Genomic DNA, 25,178 nt, shown 5'->3' on the forward strand with positions numbered 1-25,178 from the left:
TTTCTATATGGGAAAAAGGCCTACACGCCTGCTTACCACTTGTAACTCACTTTCGCGGTAACCTCGCGACCCGGGTTGTAGAAGTTCGCTGTGCCGGAACCGACCACGTGCTGCTCATCCAGCAGGTTGCTGACGTTCACCGCAAGGTCGGTGCCCTTGGCGATCTTGTAGTTGAACGCGGCGTCGAACAGCGTGGTGCCATCGCTTTTGCCGGAGTTGGCGGCATCGAAGTAATAAGAACCGACGTAGCGCGCCCCCAAGCCAACGCTGACATCAGTGCTTGGCACGTCGTAGTAACTCCAGAGCGAAGCGGAATGCTTGGGTGCCGTGGCGAACTCATTACCCTTCAGGGAGCTGCCGTCGTACAACGAACCGCGCTGTACCTCGGACTCCATATAGGAATAACCACCGATCAGGCTGAGGTTCTGCGTCACCTGCGCTTTCGCCTCCAGGTCGAGGCCACGCGCCCGCGACTCGCCCACGGTCTGTTGCTCAATGATGCCGCTCGGCAGCACCACAGCGATGGTGACGTTTTCCTGAGTCAGGTCATAAACGGCTGCGGAGAACAGTGCGTCCATCCCCATCGGCGCATACTTCACGCCCACTTCGTACTGCCGGCCCGTCTGCGGTGTGACGCCAACCTGCGGCGGCGAGACCGATTCCACCATGCTGATATAAGTGGACACCTCGTCGTTGACGATATAGGTCAACGCACCTCGGTAGGAGGTTTCGGAGAAAGTGTCTTTCTCTGTGGATTGCAAACCTTTGCTGGTCAGGTCCATCGAGTCGTTGCGCACACCGCCGGTGACGATGAAACGCTCGTAGAACGACAGGTTCTGCTGAAGGAATACGGCCTTGGTGGTCGCGTCTCGCTTGTTGACGGCATACGGCGCGATTGAGCGTGAAACGCCTGTAAACACGGGGTTTGCAATGTCAATCGAGGTCGTCGGGGCGTAGACCGAGCTTTCCTTGGTGGTCGAATCGAGGTACTCCACGCCCACCAGGCTGCTGCTGTCGATGTTCTCGAAGCGGGCATCGTATTGCAGCATCAGATTGCCGTTGAACTGGTCGGCTTCGGTATCTGTTCCAAACTGATAGCGGTCAACGGTAGTACCGACACGTGCGGCGCTGTCGCTGAGGTAAACGTAGCCAAAATCATCGGTCAGCTTGCTGTAACGCAGATTGCTGCGCAGCACGAAGCCGTTGTCGAAATCATGGGTGACGTTACCGCTGAGGCTGGTGCGCTCGGCATCGTGAAAGTTGTAGCTGGGCTCGCCATAAAACTTGCTGCGGTCGTATTCCTTGTCCAGCGGATAACCGCCACTGTTGGGCGAACTTTCGGTTTTCAGGTAGTCCAGAATCATCGTCGCCGACGTGTAATCCGTCGGTGCCCAGGTCAGGCCACCCATAAACAACTGGTTATCGTCCTGCGAGTGATCGTACTCGCGGTCGCTGTTTTGGCCTTTGGCAGTAAAGCGCCCAGCGAGGGTTTTCTCGTCGTTCAGCGCATCCCCGACATCGATGCCTGTCTCGACATGGTCAAACGAACCGTAGGTCACATAGCCCTGGCCAAACTGCTCGAAGCGCGGCTGTTTGCTCACGAAGTTTACCGAGCCGCCAGGGTCCGCCGGGCCAAACAGAGTGGAGTTGGCACCACGCAGAATCTCGATGCGCTCATAAGCGAATGGATCTTCGCGTACGCCGCGCATCGAACTCAGGGTCAAGCCGTCACGGTAGGTGGTGGCCTGGAAGCCGCGGATCTGGAAATAGTCGTTGCGGTCATCCGTACCATAGAAGTCAGTGATCACGCCGGGCGTGTATTGCAGCGCCTCTTCCGTGGTGCTGACGCTGCGTTGCTCCATTTCCTTGTTGGTAACAACTGATACCGATGCCGGTGTATTGAGAATGCTGGTTGCCACTTTTCCGCCAACCCAGAGTTCCTTGGCGACCACCGAGTTGGCGTCGTCGTCGGCACTGACCCTGACCTTGGCATTGATGATGAGGGGGGCAAGGCGGTAGTCCTCGACATCCGTTGCGTCGAGCTCGAGCGGGCCGGCGGTCTTTGCTTGAGGGACCAGCAGGTAAGCATCCGGGCCTTGCTGTTCGATCTGCAATTGGCTCCCCTGCAGCAACGATGACAGTGCTGCCGACGTATCGAGCGAGCCATTCACGCCAGCGGTGGTGCGGTTCACTACACTCGACGCGTCGAAGGAAAGACTGATGCCGGCCTCGCGCGCAAAGCGATCAAGCGCCGGCGCCAGTGGGCCCGCCGCGATATTCCACTGCTTGACTTGATTGCTGTGGTCAGCGCTCGACGTTTGCGCCAGCGATGGCAATGCGTAGCTGCTGACGATCAAACCCAACATCGCGCCCTGCAAGGCACGATTCAAGGGATGGCGCTGTGAAACCGGGGACGAACTCATTTTCTCGCTCCAAGAAAGGACATCGACAGACTGGCCTGTATTCCGGCCTTCCTTAGAGGTCGAACGATAATGAGAAACCACCTCATTATTTTTTAGGTGGTTTTGATGGGCTCAGGTCGCAGCGGTCACGGTTACCCAGTAACGGGTTCGGTAATCAATGTGCAAGCGCAGTGACTGCGCGATCAGTGCCAGAACCTGATCGTTGTCGGCGAGCTGGAAGGTGCCGGAAACTCGGCGATCCGCGACTTCTTCGGCGCAGCGCAATACCCCGGGGCGATAACGCGACAACTCCACGATGAAATCCTTGAGGCGCATATTGCGCGCACTGATCACGCCGTCACCCCAGCTCCACAAATCGAGGCCTTTGTCGCTGAACGTTCGGGCGCCACCTGATGTAAACAGCAGCTGATTGCCTGCCTGGACGCTGCGGCTTGCAGCAGTTTGACTGGAGCCTGGGAACACCGTGACTGATCCTTCCTGAGCCGCGACAAGCGTGCCTTCGTCCAGCTCGCGTGCCAGAAAGCGCGAACTGTGAGCGCGCATGATCCCGTCACGTGATTGCACCCAGAACGGTCGCGCTTGCGGCGAGTGTTGGTCCGGGCCGACATTCACGATGATTTCACCCCGTCGCAGGATGATCAGGCGTCGCTGGGCGTCGAAATCGCTGTCGACGGCGCTATCGCTATTGAGCTGGATAAGGCTGCCATCATCGAGTTGGAAGCGTCGTTGCTCGCCGGTGCTGCTGCGCTGCTGCGCAAGCATGGCGGGTACGGGTGTGTAGTCCCGGCCGAGCCAGGCTGCCGTGCCAACGGTGGCCAATATGCCCAGTAGCTTCAGGCTGTCCCGCCGCCGCATTCCCTGATGGCTGCCATCAAGGGTTTGTCGCGCCAGTTGAGCGGGTACGTCGGTAAATTCATCCCCAAGCGTTCCCACACGCTGCCACGCCAACACATGCTCTGGGCGCTGCTGCAGCCAGTGCTCAAAAGAGTGCTGTGTTTGTTCATCGGCTTGATTGAAGCGCAGGCGCACCAGCCATTGGATCGCCTGTTCAACAATGGCCGGATCCAGCGCCTGCGGCTCAGGCCTCGACATAACGCAAGTGATAGCAGTGTTGCAGGGCCGTGGCCAGGTCGCGCTCAATCGTCGCCCGGGAAACACCGAGCTTTTCGGCTATTTGCGCGCATGTCAGACCGTCGAGTCGGGCGAATAAAAACGCTTGGCGAACCCTTGGTTTAAGCAAACTGAGCATGCGGTCTATGCGCTCCAGCGCATCAAGAATCAGCAGCCGGCTTTCTTCCGAGGGAACCTCGTGTTGAGGCAGCAACGTGACGCTTTCCAGGTAGGCACGCTCGAGTTCGCGACGACGATACTGATCAATCATCAGTCCGCGGGCGATACTGCTCAAATAGGCACGTGGTTCGCGCAAGGGGCTGGTCTGACGGGATTTGAGCAGACGTACGAAGGTGTCCTGCGCCAAATCTGCTGCGTTATCGCGACATCCAATGCGTCGGATCAGCCAGCCGTGTAACCACGAGTGGTGGGTGCGATAGAGCAGCCCTAGATCTGCAGTACCTAGCGTTTCATCGCTGCGCATCGAATCCCCGGAAAGTACATGATTGATAATTAATCGCATTCTACTCAGGCTACAGGCCTTAGGCAAATACGAGGCGTTCAGCGTTCGCATTGGCGCGAATGGCATCACTCTGTAGGGGCTGCGAGTAAAAGAATGCATCTAGCGTCTGGACGATTTGAACGCTAACCACCGGGCACTTTTTCGTACAGACCCTGGCCAGCGGAAGGCTGCTCAGTGCACCAATGACGGCTGGGTCGCGACCGAGACAGTGAAGACCACGACAAACAGCACGACGACTCCCCAGAAAATCACCATGATTGTCAGCATGACGGCCTTAAGGCCTTGATAAAGCCTGCGCAGCCAATGACCTTCGGGTTTTGCTTCAGAGCGGGTTCTTAGTACGCCTTTCAAATAGAAGCCGAGGAGCGCCAATAGCGCGCCATCGATTGCCAGTGCAGGCAGACCGGCTACGGGGAAAATGCTTTCCCACCGATAGAAAGAAGACCGGCTCAGAAAGACCACATAACAAGTCAGACTGCCGTAGGGCAGTGCTCTCCACCATTTGCCGGCCAGCGCGCCGACAATCAGGCACATGATCACCATGAACGGGCTGAGGAGAATATGGAGCATCCAGTCCAGTACGTTGGGCAAGTAGTCCGGGGAGTGGATGCTGCGCCAGAGGTATTCCAACATTGTTCGGGCTCCTGCCGTCCATGAAGTAAGTGCTGCTGCGGTGCTTCCGTGCTGCAGCACGGTATCGGCGTGTTTTCGGGTTACATAAGGGGGTTATGTGAATTGGGCAGGAACGGACGTTTGCAAAGGACCGGTTCCGCCCTGTAAGCACCGTTTACACAGCTCGATCGCTAGAGTTCCAGCCAGTCAGAATGAAGGTACGGAAAGCGCTCTTGCAGCCACTCAATAAAAGCTTGAACCTGGGGCGCCAGATGAGTCCGGCTCGGGTATAGCAACGACACCGGGCGAGGGGCTGGCCGATAGGGTTTTAGAATCTCCACCAAACCGCGACTTTCCAAATGCTCGGCCACGGCGATCCCGGGCGCCTGAATTATTCCGAAGCCAGACACGCCACACTGAACGTACGCATTCGACTCGGTGACGGTGATGCCGGCGTCAGGCACAAAGGATCGATCCCGACCTTTTACCGAAAAATGCCAGGGCAATGTTCTGTTGCTCTGACCGGACAAGAAGTTGACGCCTCGATGGGAGGCCAGATCGTCAAGTGTCTTGGGTTCGCCATGTTCGTTCAAATACCCGGGCGCGGCACACGTCACCATCGTCGCCATCGCGACAGGGCGAGCGATCAACGTCGAATCAGGTAGATCGCCGATACGCAACGCACAGTCGACGCCTTCGCCGATCAAGTCGACGGCCCGATCAGTCACGCCCAGAACCATGTTGATACTGGGGTAGCAGACGGTGAATTCTTTAAGGCTATTGATGAATTTCATCTGCGCGAAGGCGCTCGGGATATCGACGCGCAGCCTGCCTGTGAGCGTTGCTCCTGATCGATCGAACATTGAGGTCGCAGCAGCAATACCCGCCAGAATTTCCTGTACCCGTTCATAGAATCTCTCGCCCTCGGCGGTGAGTGCGACCTTTCTCGTGGTGCGCTGGAACAAGCGCACGCCCAATGACGTTTCCAGCTCCTGGATATATCGAGTGACCTGAGGTCGCCCGATGTCTAGCGATTCGGCAGCTTTGGTAAAGCTGCCAAGTTCGGCAAGCCTGGCGAACAGGCGCATCGATTGAAGCAATTCCATGACGCTTTCCTATGAACCCGAATGAATCAAAGGTTGAACATGATTGTTATCCAAGAATAGAACAATCATGTCTTTTTCCACGCATTTATTGCGCGCCTTCAGCAGCGAAAAATGCACCCGAGGCGGAACCGGCTCTGGTTCGTGGCCATTGATGTGTAATTGGAGACTGGCAATGAAAGCTTGGTTATTGAAAGATTTCGGACTCGACAACCTGCAATTGGGAGAGGTTGCGACCCCGCAACCCAAGGCTAGCGAGTTACTGGTGAAGGTCGGCGCTGTCTCGCTCAACTTTCGCGACAAGGCTATCGTCGACGGCATTTATGAACCGCACATGGTGCCCAAGCCGCTGATTCCAGTGAGCGATGCTGCCGGCACGGTAGTTGCGATTGGTGACAACGTCACGCGCTTTAAAGTCGGTGATCGCGTCAACTCCCACCTTTACTCCCGTTGGCTGGATGGCGAGCCAGGGCCGAACGAACCCGATTACTGCTTCGGTTCACCGTTGCCCGGCGGTCTGGCCGAGTACATGATCATCCATGAAGACAGCGCCGTCGGTGCACCCGACAACATGAGCGACGAAGAGGCGGCAACACTGCCCATCGCTGCGCTCACAGCCTGGTATTCGCTGGTGGACTTTGGACAAATTCAGCCGGGCCAAACCGTATTGGTTCAAGGCACTGGAGGTGTATCGATATTTGCCGTGCAGATTGCTACTGCGCTTGGCGCGAAGGTCATCGCAACATCGAGCAGCGACCAGAATTTGCAAACCGTGAAGGGGCTGGGGGCTGTGGCGAGCATCAACTACAGAACGACGCCGAATTGGGCGGACGAAGTGCTGAAGCTGACCGAAGGCAAGGGCGTGGATCTGCTACTCGATGTGGCCGGTGGCAGTGGCATCAATCAATCGGTCGCAGCAACCAAGGCATCGGGGCGTATTGCGCAGATCGGCTTTCTGACAGGACAAACCGTTGAACTCAATCTGATGCCACTCATTTTCCGCCAGACAACCATTCGCGGAATCGCCGTGGCGCCGCGTTCGTCATTCGACCGGATGAATACTTTCCTCAACGAGCACGAAATCCGTCCCGTGATCGATCAGGTATATCCGTTCGAAAAAGCACGAGAAGCTTACGAACATCTCGCGAGGGGAGCGTTTGGGAAGGTTGTTATCAAAGTCGCTTGATAACGTGAAGGCGCCAATCTGGCGCCTTTTTTCTCGCTCATCGCAGCTTATTCGCCACCAGAGTCTGAGCCGGGCCAGGCTCAGATTCCGATGTCAACGCATAAGCAGGGGCCGTCGGACGACCCATTCCATCAAGGCGCTACATGAGTTTGAAAAATCTTGCTAATCACAGTCCACTTGCCATCAACTTTCAGCAGATGAAAAAAGTCGGTGAAAGAGATGCCTGACATGTCGTTGGCGTCGATGCGAGCGCTAGCCGCCGTACCGACGACTTCGACGCGAACGATAGCCGCCGGTGCATCAGGAGAAGGGCGGAAACCCTTGTCGATCCCGTCGAACAGGATTGAAATTGCGCCGCCCGCCAGCTTACCGTCGCCATCGACGCTGAACATGGTCGCTTGCTCACTGAAAGCGGGCTTCATGATGCTGCTTTTGGCCTGCTTGCAGCCCTCAATGTACTGGTTAAGCACCTCGGTGATGGCTTGGTATTCTTCCACGTAAGTCGGTTTGCTCATGTGCTTGCTCCTGCTTCATAGGATTAGTGCAAAAAAGGCATCAGGCTCTGGTGTCAAGCCAGACAGATCCATAACGTGTGTAGGCGGCAGGAATCTCAATGATTTCTTTAAGATCATCTGCAGCGCTGCGAACCCAGAATGGATCTCGGAGCATTTGCCGCCCGACAAACACCAGATCAGCTCGGCCGTTCTGCAAGATTTCTTCAGCCTGACGTCCACTCTGAATCACACCCACAGCGCCTGTTGCTATATGCAACTCCTTACGGAGTAATTCAGCGGCCGGTACTTGGTAACCCGGGTAGGTCTCGACCTTGACCATTTTGATCCCACCGGAGCTGCAGTCGATCAAGTCAACCCCCTGTTCTTTCATCCAGCGACCATATTCGAGAAACGACTCGGGCGTGTTTCCGCCTTCGGCGTAATCAGAACTGGAGATGCGCACGAACAGAGGGCGATCTCCCCAATGAGTTTTGACCTCTTCCAGCACCTCGCGCAGGAAGCGATAGCGACGCTTGGCATCACCGCCATATTCATCGTCACGGTTGTTGGCCAGCGGCGAAAGGAACTCACTCAATAAGTAGCCGTGCGCGGCATGGATTTCCAGCACATCGAACCCAGCGTCGCTGGCACGCCGTGCGGCATCGCCAAAAAGTTTAACCAGACCCGGAATCTCATCAGCCGCAAGTTCGCGAGGAACAGGGCTGGTTTGCGTAAATGGAATCGCCGATGGCGCGATGTGAATCAGACCGGGCAGGTCAGCATTGCGCCCGGCATGGCCGATTTGAGCGCCCGCTTTTGCGCCAAAACCGTGAAGCAATTCTGTTAGCGCCTTCAAGCCGACAACGTGCTCATCGCTCCAGATGCCAAGGTCACCGGCTCCAATACGACCGTCAGCCTGAATGGCCAGCGTTTCGGGAAAAATCAGCGCCACCTGACCCAGAGCACGAGCGCCGTAATGAACGCGGTGCCAGTCAGTGACGAAACCATCATCCGCCGCCATGTGCATGCACATAGGGGACATGACGACCCGGTTTTTCAGGGTGAGGCCCTTAATTTCATAGGGTGATAACAACAAACTCATCTGTCCGATTCCATAGTGGTGAATATGGAATCCATGCTAACTTTTGCAGCACATTGTCGTAAGTACGCACAATTTTGTGCGGTAGGCACACTTTTTATACCTAGGTGATAACAGTGAAAAAATGTAACCCTCAGGATGAAATCGAGGCTTTCGCTTGTCCCGTCGCCTTCACTGTCGATGTCATCGGTGGAAAATGGAAATCGCTCATACTTTTTCACCTGATGTCAGGCACGAAGCGCTTCAACGAGCTGCGTCGGCTGATTCCAGATATCACGCAGAGGATGCTCACACTCCAACTGAGAGAACTGGAGACTGACGGGGTGATTCATCGCGAAATCTATCGCGAGGTGCCACCCAAAGTGGAGTATTCGCTTACAGCGTTAGGTCACTCACTCGCGCCATTGGTGAGTGCGATGCGAGAGTGGGGAGCAGTGCATGAACGCACGATCCTGGAACTCAGGCGCTCTGCCGTCTGTGACGACAAGTTGGAATCTCTGGCTTGAATCACGCCGATGGTGAGAGGTGGAGGGGGGGGATCAATGCGAAGTTTGGTGCCCACATCAGTAATGTCTCAAGCGCATTCCGAGATAAAACCATATCAAACTGGTTGCGCCGGATCCGGACATGATGGCGCCCGTCATCATGAATGCAACCGAGCTTCCTGGCTGACTGATCACTAATGTGGATGTCCCCTCATGGTTCGTCGTCCCAATAATCAAGCGTAGTCCCGAGCCGCTGCACAGCGGTGAACGCGCGAGCTCCATTGATTGTGACCATCGCCTGATATTTGCCGGAGTCCGGGTATTGGCAGACTTCGGGGGTTTCTCGGGTGCTAATGGACAGGTACTTCAGCGGCGCATCCGAGGTGTTGATGATTTGATGCGGATACTCGGGGCCGGCCGGAATGAAGATGACGTCGCCGCTTCGGATGGGCAACATTTCACCCGCCACGCGCAGGGTGCCAAACCCTTCCAGGATGACGAACATCTCTTCCTGAGCATAATGAAAGTGGTAGGGACAAGAACGCTTGCCTGGCGCGACGATGTCCATCGACGCACCGAGTTTCTGCGCGACGGTGTCAGTGCCGAGGCGCGCGCCATGGCTCTCGTAAAGAGGGTCGCGGCGCTCGTATTGCAGCGGCACATCATTGAAGTTGCGAATCATGCGCGCAGCTAAAGCACAGGGGTCATTGCTCATTACTCACTCCCGAAAGTATTTGTACGGGCATCCCGCCTCGCGTAGCTAATCGAGTTGCCATTTATGCGGCAGCAGCTCTTCAATTTCACATGCCCGATGCGTAAGCGTTCACCGAAGTCATGATGCATGACTCAGGCCGATGTCTGAAAGAAGGTCTGACGCGTCTGCCGACGCGCCGGGCGAGTGATATTTCCGACCTGTTGCCGCACAGGTGGATGCCCATCTCACTGTGCAACCCTATTTCAACCATTTGCCCGCGACCAGCACGTTCTGTCTCAGCCATACATGTACAAAAGGTTGTCGATCAGTTCTAGGTCCTGCTGCGTGTACTGGACCTTGTTGTACCGTCTAATGTCCTCAAGCACACCCCTGATCGGAACTTGCCGCGAAGGATCCTGAACAATTTCGATCAGACGGTCGTAATCGGGATCTCTTCCCTTGAGGTATTTTTCAATCAGTTCTTTGAGTGCTACGCGCGCCTCTGGATCGGATAGCACTGTCACATCTCCCGCAAAATCGTGAATTCATCGGCTTTGATAATGGATAACGCTGGATTATATCCAGACGTCGTTCAAAGCCGTTCTTTCGCCATCTTCATGCCCGGTGTTCACAATGCCTCGTGGCTCGATCATCATCAGTTTTGCTTCACCTTCAGCAGCTGTCCGATGTTCGACGCCACGGGGTACTACATAGAGTTCACCCGGATTCACATAGACGCAGCCATCCCGCAGGTCGATGCGCAAGGTGCCTTCCAGGACAAGAAATGCTTCGTCGGTCTCAGGATGTGAGTGCCAGATGAATTCGCCTTCGATTCGCACAACCTTGAACTGGTAGTCATTCATTTCTGCAACAACCCTGGGGCTCCATTGCTGTTCGATGAGCGAAGCTTTATGTGCCAGGTTTACAGGAACTGATGATTGTTGATGACAGAGCTTTGACATGACGGATCCTCGGTGTTCGAAGTCGCCATCCTAAGAGCATGGAGCAGGGCGCTCTTGTACGATCCTGCAAGTCAGCGTGCGGCCCGCAATCGTTCCAGCCAGCGCATGGGCGGAACTCCGTAGCAGCGGGTGAAGTGTCGCGTCATATGACTTTGATCGTGGAAACCCGCGACGAGGGCCGCATCCACCAGGGTGAAACCTTCAAGCACCAATGCGCGGAACCGATCCAGACGGCGCAGGGTGACAAATCGGTAAGGGCTCGTACCGTAAAGTGTTCTGAAGTCGCGTGACAGGCTCCAGCGCTCGCGCCCACAGGCGTGCTCCAGCATTTCCAGCGTAATGCACGTGTGCAGATGTTCGAGGATGAATGCTCTGGCGCGCTCGGCAGCGCGGTAATCCAGTCGCTTGCGCCCGCGCGGCTTGCCCGCGACGGCACGCAACGCCATCGCCAAGTCATACAGCGCGTCCTGTTCCTCCAGTGTTTCCAGTGGATGATCCACCGCTTGCACGAATGCTTCACTGGCATAAAACAGACGCGGATCGCTCGACAGTCCCCCAGCGATAAAGGGCAAGGGTTCCCCGCCCAGGACGTTCTGGATTAATGCCGGATCGACGTAGGCCATTCGATAACGAAAGCCTGCATCGGTGCCGGCCATACCATCGTGGAGTTCGTCTGGGTGAAGCACGAGCGTATTGCCGGGGAGACCGTGGCGCATCGAGCCTGCGTAGTGAAAGCTCTGGACGCCCGCCAACGTACGGCCGATCGAGTAGGTGTCGTGTCGATGAGGATCGTAGCCGTGGCTGCCGAACCACGCTTCGATACGCTCGATACCTCCAGGTTGAACACTGCGGATGACCCAGTCGGCATTGCCAGCCTGGCCATTTTTCTGATCCATGAATGTGTACCTTCCCGATTCTGCGCGTTGGTGGTGAAAATTTGTCTGGCGCAAATCATCTTCCCCACAGCAACCTTTCAACCTCATCAAATTTGCCGGCGATCTTCAGATAAGTCTCAGCCCAGATCAAGCCACAGTGGGCCGCAACTCCTGCGCCAGTTCAATCAGTGCGCGCAATCGCGCCGGCACGAAGCGATGGCCCGAGTAGTAGAGCCTCAACCCGCCAAACGACGGGCACCACGGCATCAACACCGGCACCAGGACGCCACTCGCCAGTTCTTCCTGGATGAACCACTCGGAAATGAACCCAATGCCGAGGCCCGACACCGCGGCCTGTTTGATGGCCAGCAACTCGTTGGACGCGAAGCACACCGGCAGATCCATCTGCAGTTTTTGGCCATCGCACGCCAATTCCCATTGGTAGAGGCCACCATGGGCCATGCGCATGCCGATGCTCCGGTGGGTGAGCAGATCTCGCGGATGCTCGGGCACGCCGTGGCGTTCGAGGTACTCGGGCGTCGCCACCATGAGCATGCGGATGTCACCTGAGAGTGCCACGGCAATCATGTCTTGCGGCACAGACTCTGCCAGGCGAATCCCGGCATCGAAACCACCGGCGATGATGTCGACCATGCTTGATTCGCTGACGATGTCGATGCGCACTTCGGGATAGCGCTGAGCGTACATTTTCAATAACGGATCCAACAGCAGGTAGGCCGCGCCATGCGGTGCATTGATGCGCAATGTGCCGCTGGGTTCATCGGGGCCGACGCTGGCTTCTTCGCCGGCACTTTTGATCTGTGCCAACGCAGGGGCGATGCGCGCCACATAGCGTTGGCCGATGTCGGTGAGGGCAACGCTGCGCGTGGAGCGATTGAACAAGCGCACTTTCAGGCGTGCTTCCAGGCCGGCCACCGCGCTGCTCACGGCGGTAGTGGACATGCCCAACTCCTGTGCTGCACCGCGAAAACTGCTGCGGCGCGCCACGGCCAGCACCACTTCCAGCTCTGTCATTGCTGTTCTGTGCATGGATTGTCCTGAATATAAGGATGCTTCATCAGCCAAAGGATGGCTTATCGGAATAATGAACCCTTCTTAGACTCCATCACAGAGGCTCGATTCAGGCGAGTCGTTTTTGAGCGAGGAGTCGCCATGCAACGCATTGAACATATCTACATCAACGGCGAGTTCGTCCTTCCTCACGGTCAGGAATGGTTTGATCTTCATAACCCGAGTACCGAGGAAGTCATCGGCCAGGTTCGGCTGGGCGATGCACTGGACGCACAGCGCGCGATCGCAGCCGCCAAGGTTGCGTTCCCGGCGTGGGCCCGTACCAGCCGGGAGGAGCGCATTGCGGCACTGCACCGCATGCACCGGGCCATGGCGGCAAGGGAGGAGGAGTTGCTGGAAGCCATCCTGGTGGAATACGGCGCGCCTGCGGTTCGCGGGCGCTGGATGGCGACTTATCCGGCCGAGGTGATTGCGCAGGCGATCGATGCACTGGAGGCATTCGATTTCGAGGAACAGGTCGGCATGGCCAGGGTCATTCTTACGCCCGTGGGCGTGACCGGTCTGATCACGCCCTGGAACAGTAATGCGGGTTTCATCTGCAACAAACTGGCCACGGCGCTGGCGACCGGCTGCACCGCCGTCATCAAGCCTAGCGAGATGAGCGCGTTGCAGACGCAGGTCGTGGTCAGGGCATTGCATGAAGCGGGGCTGCCACCGGGCGTATTCAACGTCATCAACGGACGGGGCGATGTGGTTGGCGAGGAGATCGCCCGCCATCCCGACGTGGCCAAGATCTCGTTCACGGGTTCGTCTGCTATCGGCCAACATCTGGTCAAAACCGGTGCGGACACCATGAAGCGCGTAACGCTAGAACTCGGCGGCAAGTCGCCCACCGTGGTGCTTGACGATGCGGATTTCCAGGCCGTCATGCCGATGGTGCTGCAAGCCGGATTTCTCAACAGCGGCCAGGCTTGCATCGCAGGCACTCGCATCCTCGTGCCGCGCCGCCGGCTGGCAGAGTTCGAGCGGATTGCGAAGGAGGGCGTCTCACAGGTCCGATCGGGCGATCCGCGTAACACCGACACCGACATCGGTCCGATGGTGAGCCAGAAACAATGGGAACGAGTGCAACGCTACATCCGTGCCGGCCAGGAAGAAGGCGCGAGGTTGCTGGCGGGTGGCGAAGGTCGCCCGCAAGGCTTGCATGCCGGATGGTTCGTGAAGCCTACGATCTTCACTGATGCCAACAACCGGATGCGCATCGCGCGTGAGGAAATCTTCGGCCCCGTGCTGACGATCATTCCCTACGAGGATGATGCCGATGCGATCAGCATTGCCAACGATACGGACTATGGGCTGAGCGCCCTGGTGTTGGGAAAAAGCGCTGAACGTTGTATGAACGTCGCCCGGCAGATCGATGCGGGGCGCGTGCTCATCAACACCCTGGCCCACGAACCACGTGCCCCTTTCGGTGGATTCAAACATTCAGGCCTTGGGCGCGAAATGGGCAGGTGGGGGATGAGCGCGTATCTGGAGCCGAAGACGTTGATCAGCGATGACCCGGTGAAATGACGGGGTCAGGTTCCTGAGCGCTGGCAATGTACCTGTGGGGCAAGTGGTACAAGGCTACGTAACCTTTGTTGGGCGTGAGGGGACGTGGATTGGAGCGCAATTCATGAGCTTCAGTTATAGCGCCAATGGGAAGCGGTTTCACAAGTCGCTCAACGAAACCATTGACGCTTGGTCAACCGCAACTATGCGTAAAGCCTCATACGGGCTGAAGGTAGGCGATCCGGTGTCGGTTTGGTGCTCTGTTGATCCACGCTCTCCAGACCGACATGTGTTGAATTCAGCTTCACGAATATCTGCAAATATCAGCTTACGTCTCGGCTGACATCCGGTGATGTTCCACCAGGAAGTCCACGAACAATCGCACCCGCGCCGGCATCGTCGCGCCGCCGACGAACACCGCATGAATCGGTTCCTGGTCCCCCGGGTTCCACGCTTGCAACAGCGCAATCAGGTCGCCGCGCTGCAGATCCTCGCTCACGCTGAACTCCCCGATACGGGCAATGCCGGCGCCCATTTGCGCGAATTGTGCCAGCGCTTCACCACTGCTGCATTCGATGTTGCCGCTGACCTTCAGGGCAAACGATTTGCCATCGCGGATGAATGGCCAGTTGGGTTCGGCACGGCGGAAATTGAAGCGCAGGCAGTTGTGTTGGAGCAGGTCTTCCGGTTCCTGCGGGATGCCGTGACGCTGAAGATACTCGGGCGATGCCACCACGACCTGGCCGGTGGTGCCGATCCTGCGTGCGGTCAGCGGGCTGTCGGGCAGATGGCCAAAGCGCACCGCGACGTCGGCTTGCCCGCCGAGAATATCGACCACTTCGTCGCCGAGGTTGAGGTCTACGACGATGTTCGGGTAACGGGCGCTGAAGGCCGCGACCAAGGGAACAATGGCCAGGCGTCCATGGCCAAGGGCGGCGCTGACGCGCAATCGCCCTCTGGGCACGCCTTGGTCGGCGATGGCTTCTTCGACCTCGTCCATGTCGGCGAGGATACGCCGGGCGCCGCGCAAGAACGCTTCGCCCTCGGCCGTGAAGGTGATCGCCCGGGTGGTGCGCAGCAGCAGGCGAGTGCCAAGCCGTTGCTCGGTGCGCGCAATGATCCTGCTGACTGCCGAAGGTGTCAGGCCCAGCGCACGCGCGGCGGCCGACAGGCTGCCTTCCTGGGCCACGGTGGTGAACACGCTCATTTCACCTGACCTGCCGTTGAAATCCACTTGTGCCTCCTACGCAAAGGTGATTGCCAAAAATGCTATCTACCGCCTGAAAAGACGGGATCGTAGCATTGGCGGCATAGATAAGGAGCTTTCCATGCGTATCAATCCACCACTTGTTGCACTCGCCATCGGTGCCTTCGGCATCGGCGTCACAGAATTCGCCCCCATGGGCATGTTGCCGGGTATCGCTGCGGATCTGGGTGTTTCCATTCCCGCTGCCGGTTTGCTGGTCAGTGCTTATGCGCTGGGCGTATTGCTCGGCGCACCACTGATGACCCTGACCACCGGCAAGATTCCCCGGCGCTATCTGCTGATCGGGCTCATGGCGATTTTCACCCTCGGTAATCTGATGTCGGCCCTGGCCACCGATTACTACAGCCTCATGGTTGCCAGGGTCGTGACCTCGCTGAACCACGGTGCCTTCTTTGGCGTTGGCTCCGTCGTCGCCGCCACCCTGGTTGCCCCGGAAAAACGCGCCGGGGCAGTGGCGGCGATGTTCATGGGTCTGACCCTGGCGACCATCGGCGGTGTGCCGCTGGCTGCCTGGTTTGGCGAACTGTTCGGTTGGCGCACGGCTTTCTGGGGGATTACCGGCCTGGGCGTGGTGACCATGGCCGCGTTGTGGTTCGCCTTGCCCAACGTACGGGCGCCGCAAAGTGTCGGTGTCATGGCGGAAATTCGAGTATTGGGGCGCGGCCCGGTGCTGGCCGCGCTGGCCCTGACCGTGGTTGGCTCGAGTGCCATGTTCACCGTCTTCACCTACATCGCGCCGATCCTCAGCAGCGAGACCCATGCGTCCACCGCCTTCATCACCGCCATGCTGATGCTTTACGGTGTCGGGTTGACGCTGGGGAACATGTGGGGCGGCAAGGCCGCTGACCGCTCGATCGATCGCACCCTGATCGTCTCGCTGAGTGTACTGATTGTCGTCTTGTTGGCGTTCACCGTACTGATGCGCTGGCCGCTGCCAGCCGCTGTGGCCATCCTGATCTGGGGTATTGCCAGCTTCGCCCTGGTGCCGCCGCTGCAGATGCGTGTCATGGAAGCGGCCAAGGACGCGCCCAATCTGGCCTCGGCGGTGAACATCGGCGCCTTCAACTTCGGCAATGCGATTGGCGCAGCGCTTGGCGGCGCGGTGATCAGCAGCGGGCTGGGTTATCCGGCGATCTCCCTGGCTGGCGCGGCAATGGCGGGCCTGGGGTTGCTGATGGTGTTGGGGTTTGCGTGGCGTTCCAGGACGCTTGAAGCGGCGGTGGCGTGACGAAGGTGGGGGAGAAGTGATTGGTCACCCTCTATGGGTGGCGGGCGCAAATGATCCTGCTTTGATTCGGTCGCAGGCTAGTGCGGCGTGAGGCGACTCCCGTGCCTCATGCCGCCGGCCGCAATCACCGACCCATCAGTCGAACTTGACCAGATCCTTGAAAATCAATGGTCCCCAGTTATTTCCCCGCGCCTGCACCAGCAGTCCACCTTCCGCCAGCCCACCAAGTCTGATCGGTGAGAAACCGAGATTTTCCGCAAGCGTGGCGACTTCCCCGGCAGCGGCTTCATCGTCGCTCGCCAGAAACACGACTCGCTTGCCTCCCTGAATCGCCGGATCCTGGTCAAGCACGCCGGCGACCAGATGGTTGAACCCCTTGACCAGTCTTGCACCCGTGAAAGCCTGTGCGATGACTGTGGAAGAAGGCTGGCCTCCCAGATCCTCGGGAGGCACACCGTAGGCATTGGTCACATCGATGAGGATTTTGCCTTCCCAGTTCGCCAGCGCCTTCGCGACATCCCGGTGAGACTCAAAACGCACAGCCAAAAAAATGATGTCTGCCTTGATCGCTTGCGTAAGGGTTGCGGGAGCGATCCCGGGGCCGATCGCCGCTGCTACGGCGGCAAAGTCCTGCGGGTCGCGGGTGGTTGCAACGGACACTTCAATGCCGCTTCGGGCGAATGCCCTGGCCAGTGCCTGGCCAAGTTTGCCAAAGCCGATAATTGCGTACTTCATGGGAGTTCCTCAGGTTAGCCACCCCAACGGGCGCCGAACACCGAAGGTGCGCGGCTGGGCGTAGCGTGTCAGATTTGCGCAAGACCGCCGTCGACAGCGACTTCACTGGCGGTCATGAAGCTGCTGTCCTGCGACGCGAGAAACACAGCTGCCGCTGCGATTTCCGCCGGGTCGGCCATCCGCTCGAGCGGATTCATCGAAGCGAATACCTTCATGCCTTCTTCGCCTAGCGCTGCCTTGGCAAGTTCGGTCGCCGTCGGCCCGGGGGAAAGTACGTTGACGCGAATGCCGGTGCCTTTGAGGTCCTGCGCCCAGGTCCGGGCGAGGTTGCGCACGGCAGCCTTGCTCGCGCTGTAGACGCTGAATGCCGGAGCGCCCGTGGTGCCGGCGCTCGACCCGGTCAGAATGATCGAAGCACCAGGGCCCATCAGCGGCAGTGCCTTTTGAACCGTGAAGATCAAGCCCTTCACGTTGGTGTCGAAAATCTCGTCGATGTGTTCAGCAGTGATCTTGCCAAGCGGCAGCTGGTTGCCGGCGCCTGCATTGGCGAAGACGATGTCGAGGGTTCCGCGCTCAGCCTTTACCGCCGCGTACAGCCGGTCCAGATCGGACTGCTCGGAGACCGACCCCTTTACCGCACGGGCATTGGGCCCAAGCTCGGCGACAGCAGCATCGAGTGCGTCCTGCCGGCGGCCGAAAATGAAAACAAAGGCACCTTCCTCGATGAAGCGCTTTGCCGCAGCGAGGCCGATGCCGGTAGCGCCGCCGGTGATTACGGCAGTCTTGCCATTCAGTCTGGTCATGTCATGCATCCTTCGTTGGCGTTATCTTCAAGCAGGGACTGCTTGCTTGAGGTCAAGGATGCGGGCCTGATAACCTAAGGACAAGTATGCACCTTTTGGTAAGTATCAAAAAATGACGAAGAACTCTGAAATCTGTGGCACCGGTTGCGGGCTCAACGCCACGCTGCGCATCATCTCCGGCAAGTGGAAACCACTTGTCCTGTTTTTTCTGCGCGACGGCCCGAAGCGTTACGGCGAACTAAAGCGTTTGATCCCGGGCGTCAGCGACAAAGTGCTGATCCAGCAATTGAAGTATCTGGAGGCCGATCAAGTGCTGGCGCGCAACGACTACAAGGAGGTGCCGCCGCGTGTGGACTACGCGCTGACCCCGCTCGGTCGCAGCCTGGCGGAAGCAATCATGCCGCTGTGCGCCTGGGGAACCGAGAACGCGGGGCAGGTGGCTGGTATCTTCGCCGAGCGCGACGCTTTGGCTTAGCGGGTGCATGGCGACGTGCACCTGACTGCATGTTTTGTGACAACGCTTCATCTAGCGTCACACGTTGTCAGTCACCGACAGGATGAGTAAGCTGCCCCCATGAATCAGCCATCCCTCTCTACCTCCTCGCCGAGCACTCGCGGCCCCGCCGAACACGACATTCGTGACCAGATTGTCGCCGCGGCCAACGCGCATTTCAGCCAATACGGCTACGGTAAAACCACGGTTTCCGACCTGGCCAAGGCCATCGGTTTTTCCAAGGCGTACATCTATAAATTTTTTGATTCCAAGCAGGCAATTGGCGATGCCATTTGCGCCAACTGCCTGGGCCAGATCGCTGCAGCAGTCGAGCACGCGGTCAACGCAGAAGCGCTTTCAGCGACCGAGCGTTTGCGCAGGTTGGTGAAAACCGTGATCGCTACGGGTGTGGACCTGTTCTTCAACGACCGCAAGCTCTACGACATCGCGGCGTTTTCCGCATCGGAACGCTGGAACAGCGCCCAGGTGTATGAAACGCAGATCCAGGGCTTTATCCTCGACATCGTGCGTCAAGGTCGAGAAGCGGGGGAGTTCGAGCGCAAGACACCGCTGGACGAGACCGTCGAGGCGATCAATCTGGCGTTGCGACCTTTCGTCAATCCGCTGCTGCTGCAACACAATCTGGATCTCATCGAGCAAGCGCCCACGCTGACTACCAACCTCATCCTGCGCAGCCTCATGCCTTGACCCATCGCTGAGCAAGGTTTTCAGGCGATTCGAGTCAAGGCGACATCCCCCTTATGAAGTTTCCAGTTCCCGGTACTTGAGTGCCGGGGAGGGCGTTGAATTTAGCTCTGCGTGACTATTGACTGAATTGGTCACATGGATAATATGGCTTCGCTGTAGTGCTCGATGTTCTATTCCAGTGATCTCCATAGAGTCCAATAATGAAAAAAACAATGCTCAAGAGCCCCGTGTGCCTGGCCTTCGTGCTTGCGTCTTCCAATGTGTTTGCCGGTGGCTTTGCACTCAACGAACAAAGCATCAGCGGGATGGGCTCCGGTTTTGCCGGGCGCTCTTCATCAGCCGAAGACGCCAGTACGATCTACGGCAACCCGGCGGGCATGGCGCGGCTTAAACGAGAGCAGGTCAGCGTGGGCGCGGCGACACTGTTCGCCAAGTCTGATATCAGCCGGACGCGCAGTACGTTCGGTGGCAAGGAAGACGGCGACATGGTGCCCACGACCACCGTGCCGATGGGGTATTACGTCAAACCGATTGATGACCACTGGGCATTCGGCGTCGGATTTTATGTACCGTTCGGGTTGATCACCGACTACGGCAGTGGTTTTGCCGGACGCTATTACGCCAACAAGAGTGAAGTCACCACGCTGACGTTCCAGCCGACCATCAGCTACGCCTTTAACGAAAAAGTTTCGATCGGCTTCGGTCCGACCATTAACCGTATCAGCGGCGAGATATCGGGCATGGTTCCCAATCCACTGAGCCCGGGGCGTAATGACGGCAAGCTCAAAAGCACCGGCGATGACACCGCGCTGGGCTTCAACGCCGGTGTGCTGGTGCAGGCGACAGATCAGACCCGCGTGGGGCTGACCTACCACTCCAAGGTCAGTTACCACTTGGATGCGAAAACCAAGGTCACCGATGGCATCTTCAACGTGCTCGGCGTCAGCGGCCGCAGCTATGACGCCTCGCTGGACGTGGACACGCCGGAGTCGGTGGACGTTTCGGTCACGCATCAATTCAATAACGACTGGACGCTTTATGTCGGCAGTACCTGGACGCGCTGGAGCCGCTTCAAGGAGCTGACGATCGAGAACAGTGGCTTGCCGCCGTTGCTGAATGGCCAGTTGGGGACGATCAGCGAAGAGCAGAACTGGCACGACACCTGGGCTCACGCGATCGGTGCAGCCTACCAATTGAATAACCAATGGGTGCTGCGCGCCGGTTTCTCGGTTGATCAGTCACCGGCTAACAACACCAATCGAGGCCCGCGCATTCCGACGGGCGACCGCAAGGTGATCAGCTTCGGTGCCGGCTGGACGCCCGTGGAAAATGTCACGGTCGACCTGGCCTATTCCTACCTTTGGGAGGAGAGCGTCGAGGTCAACGACACCTCGGCATCGAGAGGTGCCTACAGTGCCAGATACAAGAATAGTGCGAGCGGGCTCGGGACTTCGGTGAGCTACCGTTTTTAGTCGGGCCTGTCGGTCGATTCGTGGTTCGATCTTGCAGGTGGTCAGGATGGGGATTGTGACTATTGACGATATTGGTCACAAGCCTGAGAATATGATGATCATCCTATTCCTCAGTAAGGGAACCTATGCGCCGGCTCCGACCTTTCCCCATTGCCGCATGCTTGTTGCCTCTTGCCCTGACCGCCTGTGGCGATTCTTCCTCCGTTGCAGATCCCCGTACGCAGGCGCCGCTGGTCAGAGCCGCTGCGGTCCAAGTGTCACCCGATGTCGCTCGCTCTTTCACGGGCGTGGTCGCGGCGCGCGTTCAGGGCGACCTGGGGTTTCGCGTAGCGGGCAAGGTGCTCGAGCGCCTGGTTGATACAGGACAGGCCGTGAAGCAAGGGCAGCCGTTGATACGTCTCGACCCGATCGACCTCGGACTGCAAGCGCGGGCGCAGCAGGCGGCGGTCATTGCTGCTCGCGCCAGCGCCAAACAGACAGCCGACGACGAGGCTCGCTATCGCAAACTGGTCGGCGTTGGCGCCATTTCGGCATCAGCTTACGACCAGTACAGAGCCGCTGCGGAGACTGCAAAGGCGCAGCTCAACGCCGCGCAAGCGCAAGCGGACGTAGCGCGCAATGCTTCAGGTTATGCGTTGCTGGTTGCTGATGCGGACGGCGTGGTGGTGGAAACCCTTGCCGAACCTGGACAAGTCGTCAGCCCGGGACAACAGGTGGTGCGCTTGGCGCGCGCAGGTCAACGTGAAGCCATCGTGCATCTGCCCGAAACGTTGCGTCCGGCAGCAGGATCCACCGCGCGAGCCAGCCTCTATGGGGTGAATTCTGCGGCGGTGACGGCAAAACTGCGGCTGCTTTCGGACTCGGCAGACCGCACCACGCGCACGTTCGAGGCGCGCTATGTGCTCGAAGGTGCGCTGGCCAATGCGCCAATCGGTGCGACCGTAACCCTCAGCATTGCCGAAGGCGCCACCCAGACACAGGCGTTACAAGTCCCCATCGGCGCCGTTTACGACCCGGGCAAAGGCCCCGGTGTTTGGGTGATCGCCGGAACACCGGCAACAGTGACCTGGCGAGCGGTTCAGGTGCTGGGGTTGAGCGATGATTCGGCGCGTATCGCTGGTGACCTCACTGCCGGTGAGCAGGTTGTAGCGTTGGGCGCCCATCTGCTGCGCGATGGCGAAGCGGTGCGATTACCGCAACAGAGCGAAGCCAGCGTTGCCGGGAGTCGTCCATGAGCCACGGGCGATTCAACCTTTCGGCCATCGCCGTGCGCGAGCGGGCGATCACGGTGTTTCTGATTTTTCTGATTGCCGTTGCAGGGACGTTGTCGTTCTTTCAGTTGGGACGTGCGGAGGATCCACCGTTCACGGTCAAGCAGTTGACCGTGATTACCGCGTGGCCGGGCGCGACGGCGCAAGAGATGCAGGATCAGGTCGCCGAACCCCTTGAAAAGCGCCTGCAAGAACTCAAGTGGTACGACCGCTCGGAAACCTACACACGCCCTGGACTGGCGTTCACGATGGTGTCGTTGCTCGATAGCACGCCGCCGTCGCAAGTGCAGGAAGAGTTCTATCAAGCGCGCAAGAAACTCGACGATGAAGCCATCAGGTTGCCGGCCGGTGTGATCGGGCCGATGGTCAACGATGAGTTTTCCGACGTAACTTTCGCGCTGTTCGCCTTGAAAGCCAAAGGCGAGCCACAGCGCTTGCTGGTGCGTGATGCGGAAGCCATGCGCCAGCGTCTGCTGCATGTGCCTGGGGTGAAGAAGGTCAACATCATTGGTGAGCAAGCCGAGCGCATCTACGTTTCGTTCTCCCATGACCGCTTGGCGACCCTCGGCTTGTCGCCGCAAGACATTTTCGCTGCGCTGAACAGTCAGAACGTGCTGACGCCCGCCGGCTCCATCGAAACCAATGGGCCGCAGGTGTTTCTGCGTCTCGACGGTGCCTTCGACAAGGTGCAGAAAATTCGCGACACGCCGGTCTTCGTGCAGGGGCGCACACTCAAGCTCTCTGATGTGGCGACGGTCGAACGCGGTTATGAAGATCCGGCGACTTTTTTTGTGCGTAATAACGGTGAAGACGCGCTGCTGCTGGGTGTGGTGATGCGCGAGGGCTGGAACGGTCTGGATCTGGGCAAGGCGCTGGATGCCGAGACCGCGCGGATTAATGCGGAAATACCACTGGGCATGACCCTCGCCAAAGTCACCGACCAGGCAGTCAATATCGACTCGGCGGTCGGCGAGTTCATGGTCAAGTTTTTTGTCGCGCTGCTGGTGGTCATGCTCGTTTGCTTTCTGAGTATGGGCTGGCGGGTCGGGGTGGTGGTCGCCGCGGCTGTGCCGTTGACCCTGGCGATCGTGTTTGTCGTGATGGCGGCCACCGGCAAAAACTTCGATCGCATTACCCTCGGCTCATTGATCCTCGCGCTCGGGCTGTTGGTCGATGACGCGATCATCGCCATTGAAATGATGGTGGTGAAAATGGAGGAGGGCTACGACCGCATCAAAGCGTCCGCGTATGCCTGGAGCCATACGGCGGCGCCGATGCTGTCCGGTACGCTGGTGACCGCAATCGGTTTCTTGCCGAACGGTTTTGCCCAGTCCACTGCCGGCGAGTACACCAGCAACATGTTCTGGATTGTCGGCATCGCGCTGATCGCGTCCTGGGTCGTCGCGGTGGCGTTCACCCCGTATCTGGGCGTGAAATTGTTGCCGGACATCAAGAAGGTCGAAGGTGGCCACGCAGCGATCTACAACACGCCGAATTACAACCGCTTTCGCCGGCTGCTGACTGCCGTGATTGCGCGTAAATGGTTGGTGGCGGGCACGGTGGTCGCGCTGTTTTTCGTCGCCGTGCCAGGCATGGGGCTGGTGAAGAAACAGTTCTTTCCGACCTCCGACCGTCCCGAGGTGATGATCGAGGTGCAAATGCCCTATGGGACTTCGATCGAGCAGACCAGCGCCACGGCCGCCAAGGTTGAGGCCTGGTTGCACAAGCAGGACGAGGCAAAAATCGTCACGGCCTATATCGGCCAAGGTGCGCCGCGTTTCTTCCTGGCGATGGCGCCGGAATTACCCGATCCCTCGTTTGCGAAAATTGTCGTGCTCACGGACAGTCAGGAAGCGCGCGAAACCCTCAAGTTGCACTTGCGCGAAGCGGTGGCTGAAGGCCTCGCGCCGGAAGCCCGTGTGCGGGCCACGCAAATTGTCTTTGGTCCTTATTCGCCGTTTCCGGTTGCCTACCGGGTGATGGGGCCTGAGCCGGCGAAGTTGCGCGATATCGCCGAGCAAGTCCGCGGCGTGATGCAAGACAGCCCGATGATGAGAACGGTGAACACCGATTGGGGGCCGCTGACCCCGACCTTGCATTTCAGTCTCGATCAGGACCGTCTGCAGGCAGTGGGGCTGACCTCCAATGCGGTCGCCCAGCAATTGCAGTTTCTGCTCAGCGGCGTGCCGATCACGGCGGTGCGCGAGGATATTCGTTCTGTGCAGGTCGTCGGACGTGCAGCGGGCAATATCAGGCTCGACCCGGCGCAAATCAAAGGCTTCACCCTGGTCGGCGCAGCGGGGCAACGCATTCCGCTGTCGCAGATCGGCGAGGTCGATGTGCGCATGGAAGATCCGATTCTGCGACGCCGTGATCGCTCGCCAACCATCACCGTGCGTGGCGACATTGCCGAAGGCTTGCAGCCACCGGATGTTTCGAGCGTGATCCTCAAACAGTTGCAGCCGATCATTGAAAAACTGCCTTCCGGTTACCGGATCGAGCAGGCGGGTGCCATCGAGGAGTCCGGCAAAGCGGGCAAGGCGATCTTGCCCTTGCTGCCGATCATGATCGCCATGACGTTGCTGATCATCATGGTGCAGGTGCGTTCGATCGCGGCGATGATCATGGTCTTCCTCACCTCGCCACTAGGCTTGATTGGCGTGGTGCCGACACTGCTGATCTTCAATCAGCCGTTTGGCATCAATGCACTGGTCGGGTTGATTGCACTGTCAGGAATCCTGATGCGCAACACGCTGATTCTGATCGGGCAAATTCATCACAACACGCTGGAGGGTCTGGACCCGTTCCACGCCGTGGTCGAGGCCACGGTGCAACGTGCGCGGCCGGTACTGCTGACGGCGCTGGCGGCCATCCTGGCCTTTATCCCCCTGACACACTCGGTGTTCTGGGGCACGCTGGCCTACACCCTGATCGGCGGCACATTCGTCGGCACTATCATAACGCTGGTGTTCCTGCCGGCGATGTATTCGATCTGGTTCAAGATCCGCCCTGAGCACAAGGTTCAGACCGAAACAGTCAAACTGGCGTAGTG

General features: G+C 58.5%; 24 protein-coding genes. 9 read left to right on the top strand and 15 right to left on the bottom strand.

Translation table 11 applies throughout. The features are described from left to right. Positions 1 to 32 precede the first annotated feature (32 nt). From HU718_RS15070 to HU718_RS15090, 5 genes are all read right to left on the bottom strand, one after another. Positions 33 to 2,423: a TonB-dependent siderophore receptor gene (locus tag HU718_RS15070; protein WP_186615218.1), complete on the bottom strand. Its 2,391-nt coding sequence runs from the start codon at positions 2,421 to 2,423 to the stop codon at positions 33 to 35. Positions 2,424 to 2,534: 111 nt separating this feature from the next. Continuing rightward, a complete protein-coding gene (locus HU718_RS15075) occupies positions 2,535 to 3,515 on the bottom strand; it encodes a FecR domain-containing protein (protein ID WP_186615216.1) in 981 nt (326 codons plus the stop codon). Then, complete coding sequence (locus HU718_RS15080) at positions 3,502 to 4,017, bottom strand: sigma-70 family RNA polymerase sigma factor (protein ID WP_186615214.1); 516 nt, start codon at positions 4,015 to 4,017, stop codon at positions 3,502 to 3,504. The genes HU718_RS15075 and HU718_RS15080 overlap by 14 nt, the downstream gene beginning before the upstream one ends. Positions 4,018 to 4,227: 210 nt before the next feature. Next, positions 4,228 to 4,689 (bottom strand): hypothetical protein, encoded by a 462-nt coding sequence (locus HU718_RS15085; protein ID WP_186615212.1) that lies wholly within the window; start codon positions 4,687 to 4,689, stop codon positions 4,228 to 4,230. Between the two features lie 170 nt (positions 4,690 to 4,859). Continuing rightward, entirely contained in the window at positions 4,860 to 5,774 is a 915-nt protein-coding gene (locus HU718_RS15090) for a LysR family transcriptional regulator (RefSeq protein ID WP_095126008.1), read from the bottom strand. 172 nt (positions 5,775 to 5,946) lie between these two features. Between HU718_RS15090 and HU718_RS15095 the strand changes: the two genes are divergently transcribed. After that, complete coding sequence (locus tag HU718_RS15095) at positions 5,947 to 6,957, top strand: zinc-dependent alcohol dehydrogenase family protein (RefSeq protein WP_186615211.1); 1,011 nt, start codon at positions 5,947 to 5,949, stop codon at positions 6,955 to 6,957. A gap of 131 nt (positions 6,958 to 7,088) precedes the next feature. Here HU718_RS15095 and HU718_RS15100 read toward each other — a convergent pair whose 3' ends face one another. Both HU718_RS15100 and namA read right to left on the bottom strand, forming a co-directional pair. Beyond that, positions 7,089 to 7,472: a nuclear transport factor 2 family protein gene (locus HU718_RS15100; protein WP_127927545.1), complete on the bottom strand. Its 384-nt coding sequence runs from the start codon at positions 7,470 to 7,472 to the stop codon at positions 7,089 to 7,091. Positions 7,473 to 7,512: 40 nt separating this feature from the next. Next, positions 7,513 to 8,553 carry an NADPH dehydrogenase NamA gene (gene namA, locus HU718_RS15105; RefSeq protein ID WP_186615209.1) on the bottom strand — a complete coding sequence of 347 codons (1,041 nt, stop codon included), beginning with the start codon at positions 8,551 to 8,553 and terminating at the stop codon, positions 7,513 to 7,515. Positions 8,554 to 8,666: 113 nt separating this feature from the next. Here namA and HU718_RS15110 point away from each other — a divergent pair, with 113 nt between their 5' ends. Continuing rightward, positions 8,667 to 9,056, top strand: a complete 390-nt coding sequence (locus HU718_RS15110; protein ID WP_123594701.1) for a winged helix-turn-helix transcriptional regulator — start codon at positions 8,667 to 8,669, stop codon at positions 9,054 to 9,056. A 190-nt stretch (positions 9,057 to 9,246) separates the two neighbouring features. On the opposite strand, the gene HU718_RS15115 is transcribed toward HU718_RS15110, so the two are convergent. The 5 genes from HU718_RS15115 to HU718_RS15135 form a co-directional block, all read right to left on the bottom strand. Beyond that, the gene (locus HU718_RS15115; RefSeq protein WP_186615207.1) at positions 9,247 to 9,750 is read right to left on the bottom strand and encodes a cupin domain-containing protein; all 504 of its coding nucleotides are present in this window, start codon (positions 9,748 to 9,750) and stop codon (positions 9,247 to 9,249) included. A 275-nt stretch (positions 9,751 to 10,025) separates the two neighbouring features. Next, entirely contained in the window at positions 10,026 to 10,247 is a 222-nt protein-coding gene (locus HU718_RS15120) for a hypothetical protein (RefSeq protein ID WP_077572920.1), read from the bottom strand. A gap of 57 nt (positions 10,248 to 10,304) precedes the next feature. Continuing rightward, positions 10,305 to 10,691 carry a cupin domain-containing protein gene (locus HU718_RS15125; protein ID WP_186615205.1) on the bottom strand — a complete coding sequence of 129 codons (387 nt, stop codon included), beginning with the start codon at positions 10,689 to 10,691 and terminating at the stop codon, positions 10,305 to 10,307. A 71-nt stretch (positions 10,692 to 10,762) separates the two neighbouring features. Beyond that, positions 10,763 to 11,587 carry an AraC family transcriptional regulator gene (locus HU718_RS15130; RefSeq protein ID WP_186615203.1) on the bottom strand — a complete coding sequence of 275 codons (825 nt, stop codon included), beginning with the start codon at positions 11,585 to 11,587 and terminating at the stop codon, positions 10,763 to 10,765. A 126-nt stretch (positions 11,588 to 11,713) separates the two neighbouring features. Further along, a complete protein-coding gene (locus HU718_RS15135; RefSeq protein WP_186615201.1) occupies positions 11,714 to 12,616 on the bottom strand; it encodes a LysR family transcriptional regulator in 903 nt (300 codons plus the stop codon). Between the two features lie 123 nt (positions 12,617 to 12,739). Here HU718_RS15135 and HU718_RS15140 point away from each other — a divergent pair, with 123 nt between their 5' ends. Then, positions 12,740 to 14,170 carry an aldehyde dehydrogenase family protein gene (locus HU718_RS15140; RefSeq protein WP_186615198.1) on the top strand — a complete coding sequence of 477 codons (1,431 nt, stop codon included), beginning with the start codon at positions 12,740 to 12,742 and terminating at the stop codon, positions 14,168 to 14,170. Positions 14,171 to 14,477: 307 nt separating this feature from the next. Here the strand turns inward: HU718_RS15140 and HU718_RS15145 are convergent, their stop codons facing one another. Then, positions 14,478 to 15,383 carry a LysR family transcriptional regulator gene (locus tag HU718_RS15145; RefSeq protein WP_186615196.1) on the bottom strand — a complete coding sequence of 302 codons (906 nt, stop codon included), beginning with the start codon at positions 15,381 to 15,383 and terminating at the stop codon, positions 14,478 to 14,480. A 94-nt stretch (positions 15,384 to 15,477) separates the two neighbouring features. Between HU718_RS15145 and HU718_RS15150 the strand changes: the two genes are divergently transcribed. Continuing rightward, positions 15,478 to 16,644, top strand: coding sequence for an MFS transporter (locus HU718_RS15150; RefSeq protein WP_186615194.1), 1,167 nt, complete (start codon positions 15,478 to 15,480; stop codon positions 16,642 to 16,644). Between the two features lie 135 nt (positions 16,645 to 16,779). Here the strand turns inward: HU718_RS15150 and HU718_RS15155 are convergent, their stop codons facing one another. Beyond that, positions 16,780 to 17,379, bottom strand: a complete 600-nt coding sequence (locus HU718_RS15155) for an NADPH-dependent F420 reductase (protein WP_186615192.1) — start codon at positions 17,377 to 17,379, stop codon at positions 16,780 to 16,782. Between the two features lie 68 nt (positions 17,380 to 17,447). After that, positions 17,448 to 18,182, bottom strand: coding sequence for an SDR family NAD(P)-dependent oxidoreductase (locus HU718_RS15160; RefSeq protein ID WP_186615190.1), 735 nt, complete (start codon positions 18,180 to 18,182; stop codon positions 17,448 to 17,450). 112 nt (positions 18,183 to 18,294) lie between these two features. Between HU718_RS15160 and HU718_RS15165 the strand changes: the two genes are divergently transcribed. From HU718_RS15165 to HU718_RS15185, 5 genes are all read left to right on the top strand, one after another. After that, positions 18,295 to 18,657: a winged helix-turn-helix transcriptional regulator gene (locus HU718_RS15165; protein ID WP_186615188.1), complete on the top strand. Its 363-nt coding sequence runs from the start codon at positions 18,295 to 18,297 to the stop codon at positions 18,655 to 18,657. Positions 18,658 to 18,756: 99 nt separating this feature from the next. After that, the gene (locus HU718_RS15170) at positions 18,757 to 19,383 is read left to right on the top strand and encodes a TetR/AcrR family transcriptional regulator (protein ID WP_186615186.1); all 627 of its coding nucleotides are present in this window, start codon (positions 18,757 to 18,759) and stop codon (positions 19,381 to 19,383) included. A 200-nt stretch (positions 19,384 to 19,583) separates the two neighbouring features. Further along, entirely contained in the window at positions 19,584 to 20,855 is a 1,272-nt protein-coding gene (locus tag HU718_RS15175; protein WP_186615184.1) for an OmpP1/FadL family transporter, read from the top strand. 125 nt (positions 20,856 to 20,980) lie between these two features. Beyond that, the gene (locus tag HU718_RS15180) at positions 20,981 to 22,090 is read left to right on the top strand and encodes an efflux RND transporter periplasmic adaptor subunit (RefSeq protein ID WP_186615183.1); all 1,110 of its coding nucleotides are present in this window, start codon (positions 20,981 to 20,983) and stop codon (positions 22,088 to 22,090) included. Further along, positions 22,087 to 25,176, top strand: coding sequence for an efflux RND transporter permease subunit (locus HU718_RS15185; protein WP_186615181.1), 3,090 nt, complete (start codon positions 22,087 to 22,089; stop codon positions 25,174 to 25,176). The genes HU718_RS15180 and HU718_RS15185 overlap by 4 nt, the downstream gene beginning before the upstream one ends. Positions 25,177 to 25,178: the final 2 nt, after the last annotated feature.

It is taken from the genome of Pseudomonas tensinigenes, from assembly GCF_014268445.2.
Taxonomy (GTDB): domain Bacteria; phylum Pseudomonadota; class Gammaproteobacteria; order Pseudomonadales; family Pseudomonadaceae; genus Aquipseudomonas; species Aquipseudomonas tensinigenes.

What these genes read in the sequence shown, in the direction of transcription:
- HU718_RS15070 (WP_186615218.1), bottom strand. Translation starts at nt 2,423, where the DNA reads ATGAGTTCGTCCCCGGTTTCACAGCGCCATCCCTTGAATCGTGCCTTG.
- HU718_RS15075 (WP_186615216.1), bottom strand. Translation starts at nt 3,515, where the DNA reads ATGTCGAGGCCTGAGCCGCAGGCGCTGGATCCGGCCATTGTTGAACAG.
- HU718_RS15080 (WP_186615214.1), bottom strand. Translation starts at nt 4,017, where the DNA reads ATGCGCAGCGATGAAACGCTAGGTACTGCAGATCTAGGGCTGCTCTAT.
- HU718_RS15085 (WP_186615212.1), bottom strand. Translation starts at nt 4,689, where the DNA reads ATGTTGGAATACCTCTGGCGCAGCATCCACTCCCCGGACTACTTGCCC.
- HU718_RS15090 (WP_095126008.1), bottom strand. Translation starts at nt 5,774, where the DNA reads ATGGAATTGCTTCAATCGATGCGCCTGTTCGCCAGGCTTGCCGAACTT.
- HU718_RS15095 (WP_186615211.1), top strand. Translation starts at nt 5,947, where the DNA reads ATGAAAGCTTGGTTATTGAAAGATTTCGGACTCGACAACCTGCAATTG.
- HU718_RS15100 (WP_127927545.1), bottom strand. Translation starts at nt 7,472, where the DNA reads ATGAGCAAACCGACTTACGTGGAAGAATACCAAGCCATCACCGAGGTG.
- namA (WP_186615209.1), bottom strand. Translation starts at nt 8,553, where the DNA reads ATGAGTTTGTTGTTATCACCCTATGAAATTAAGGGCCTCACCCTGAAA.
- HU718_RS15115 (WP_186615207.1), bottom strand. Translation starts at nt 9,750, where the DNA reads ATGAGCAATGACCCCTGTGCTTTAGCTGCGCGCATGATTCGCAACTTC.
- HU718_RS15125 (WP_186615205.1), bottom strand. Translation starts at nt 10,691, where the DNA reads ATGTCAAAGCTCTGTCATCAACAATCATCAGTTCCTGTAAACCTGGCA.
- HU718_RS15130 (WP_186615203.1), bottom strand. Translation starts at nt 11,587, where the DNA reads ATGGATCAGAAAAATGGCCAGGCTGGCAATGCCGACTGGGTCATCCGC.
- HU718_RS15135 (WP_186615201.1), bottom strand. Translation starts at nt 12,616, where the DNA reads ATGCACAGAACAGCAATGACAGAGCTGGAAGTGGTGCTGGCCGTGGCG.
- HU718_RS15140 (WP_186615198.1), top strand. Translation starts at nt 12,740, where the DNA reads ATGCAACGCATTGAACATATCTACATCAACGGCGAGTTCGTCCTTCCT.
- HU718_RS15150 (WP_186615194.1), top strand. Translation starts at nt 15,478, where the DNA reads ATGCGTATCAATCCACCACTTGTTGCACTCGCCATCGGTGCCTTCGGC.
- HU718_RS15155 (WP_186615192.1), bottom strand. Translation starts at nt 17,379, where the DNA reads ATGAAGTACGCAATTATCGGCTTTGGCAAACTTGGCCAGGCACTGGCC.
- HU718_RS15160 (WP_186615190.1), bottom strand. Translation starts at nt 18,182, where the DNA reads ATGACCAGACTGAATGGCAAGACTGCCGTAATCACCGGCGGCGCTACC.
- HU718_RS15165 (WP_186615188.1), top strand. Translation starts at nt 18,295, where the DNA reads ATGACGAAGAACTCTGAAATCTGTGGCACCGGTTGCGGGCTCAACGCC.
- HU718_RS15170 (WP_186615186.1), top strand. Translation starts at nt 18,757, where the DNA reads ATGAATCAGCCATCCCTCTCTACCTCCTCGCCGAGCACTCGCGGCCCC.
- HU718_RS15175 (WP_186615184.1), top strand. Translation starts at nt 19,584, where the DNA reads ATGAAAAAAACAATGCTCAAGAGCCCCGTGTGCCTGGCCTTCGTGCTT.
- HU718_RS15180 (WP_186615183.1), top strand. Translation starts at nt 20,981, where the DNA reads ATGCGCCGGCTCCGACCTTTCCCCATTGCCGCATGCTTGTTGCCTCTT.
- HU718_RS15185 (WP_186615181.1), top strand. Translation starts at nt 22,087, where the DNA reads ATGAGCCACGGGCGATTCAACCTTTCGGCCATCGCCGTGCGCGAGCGG.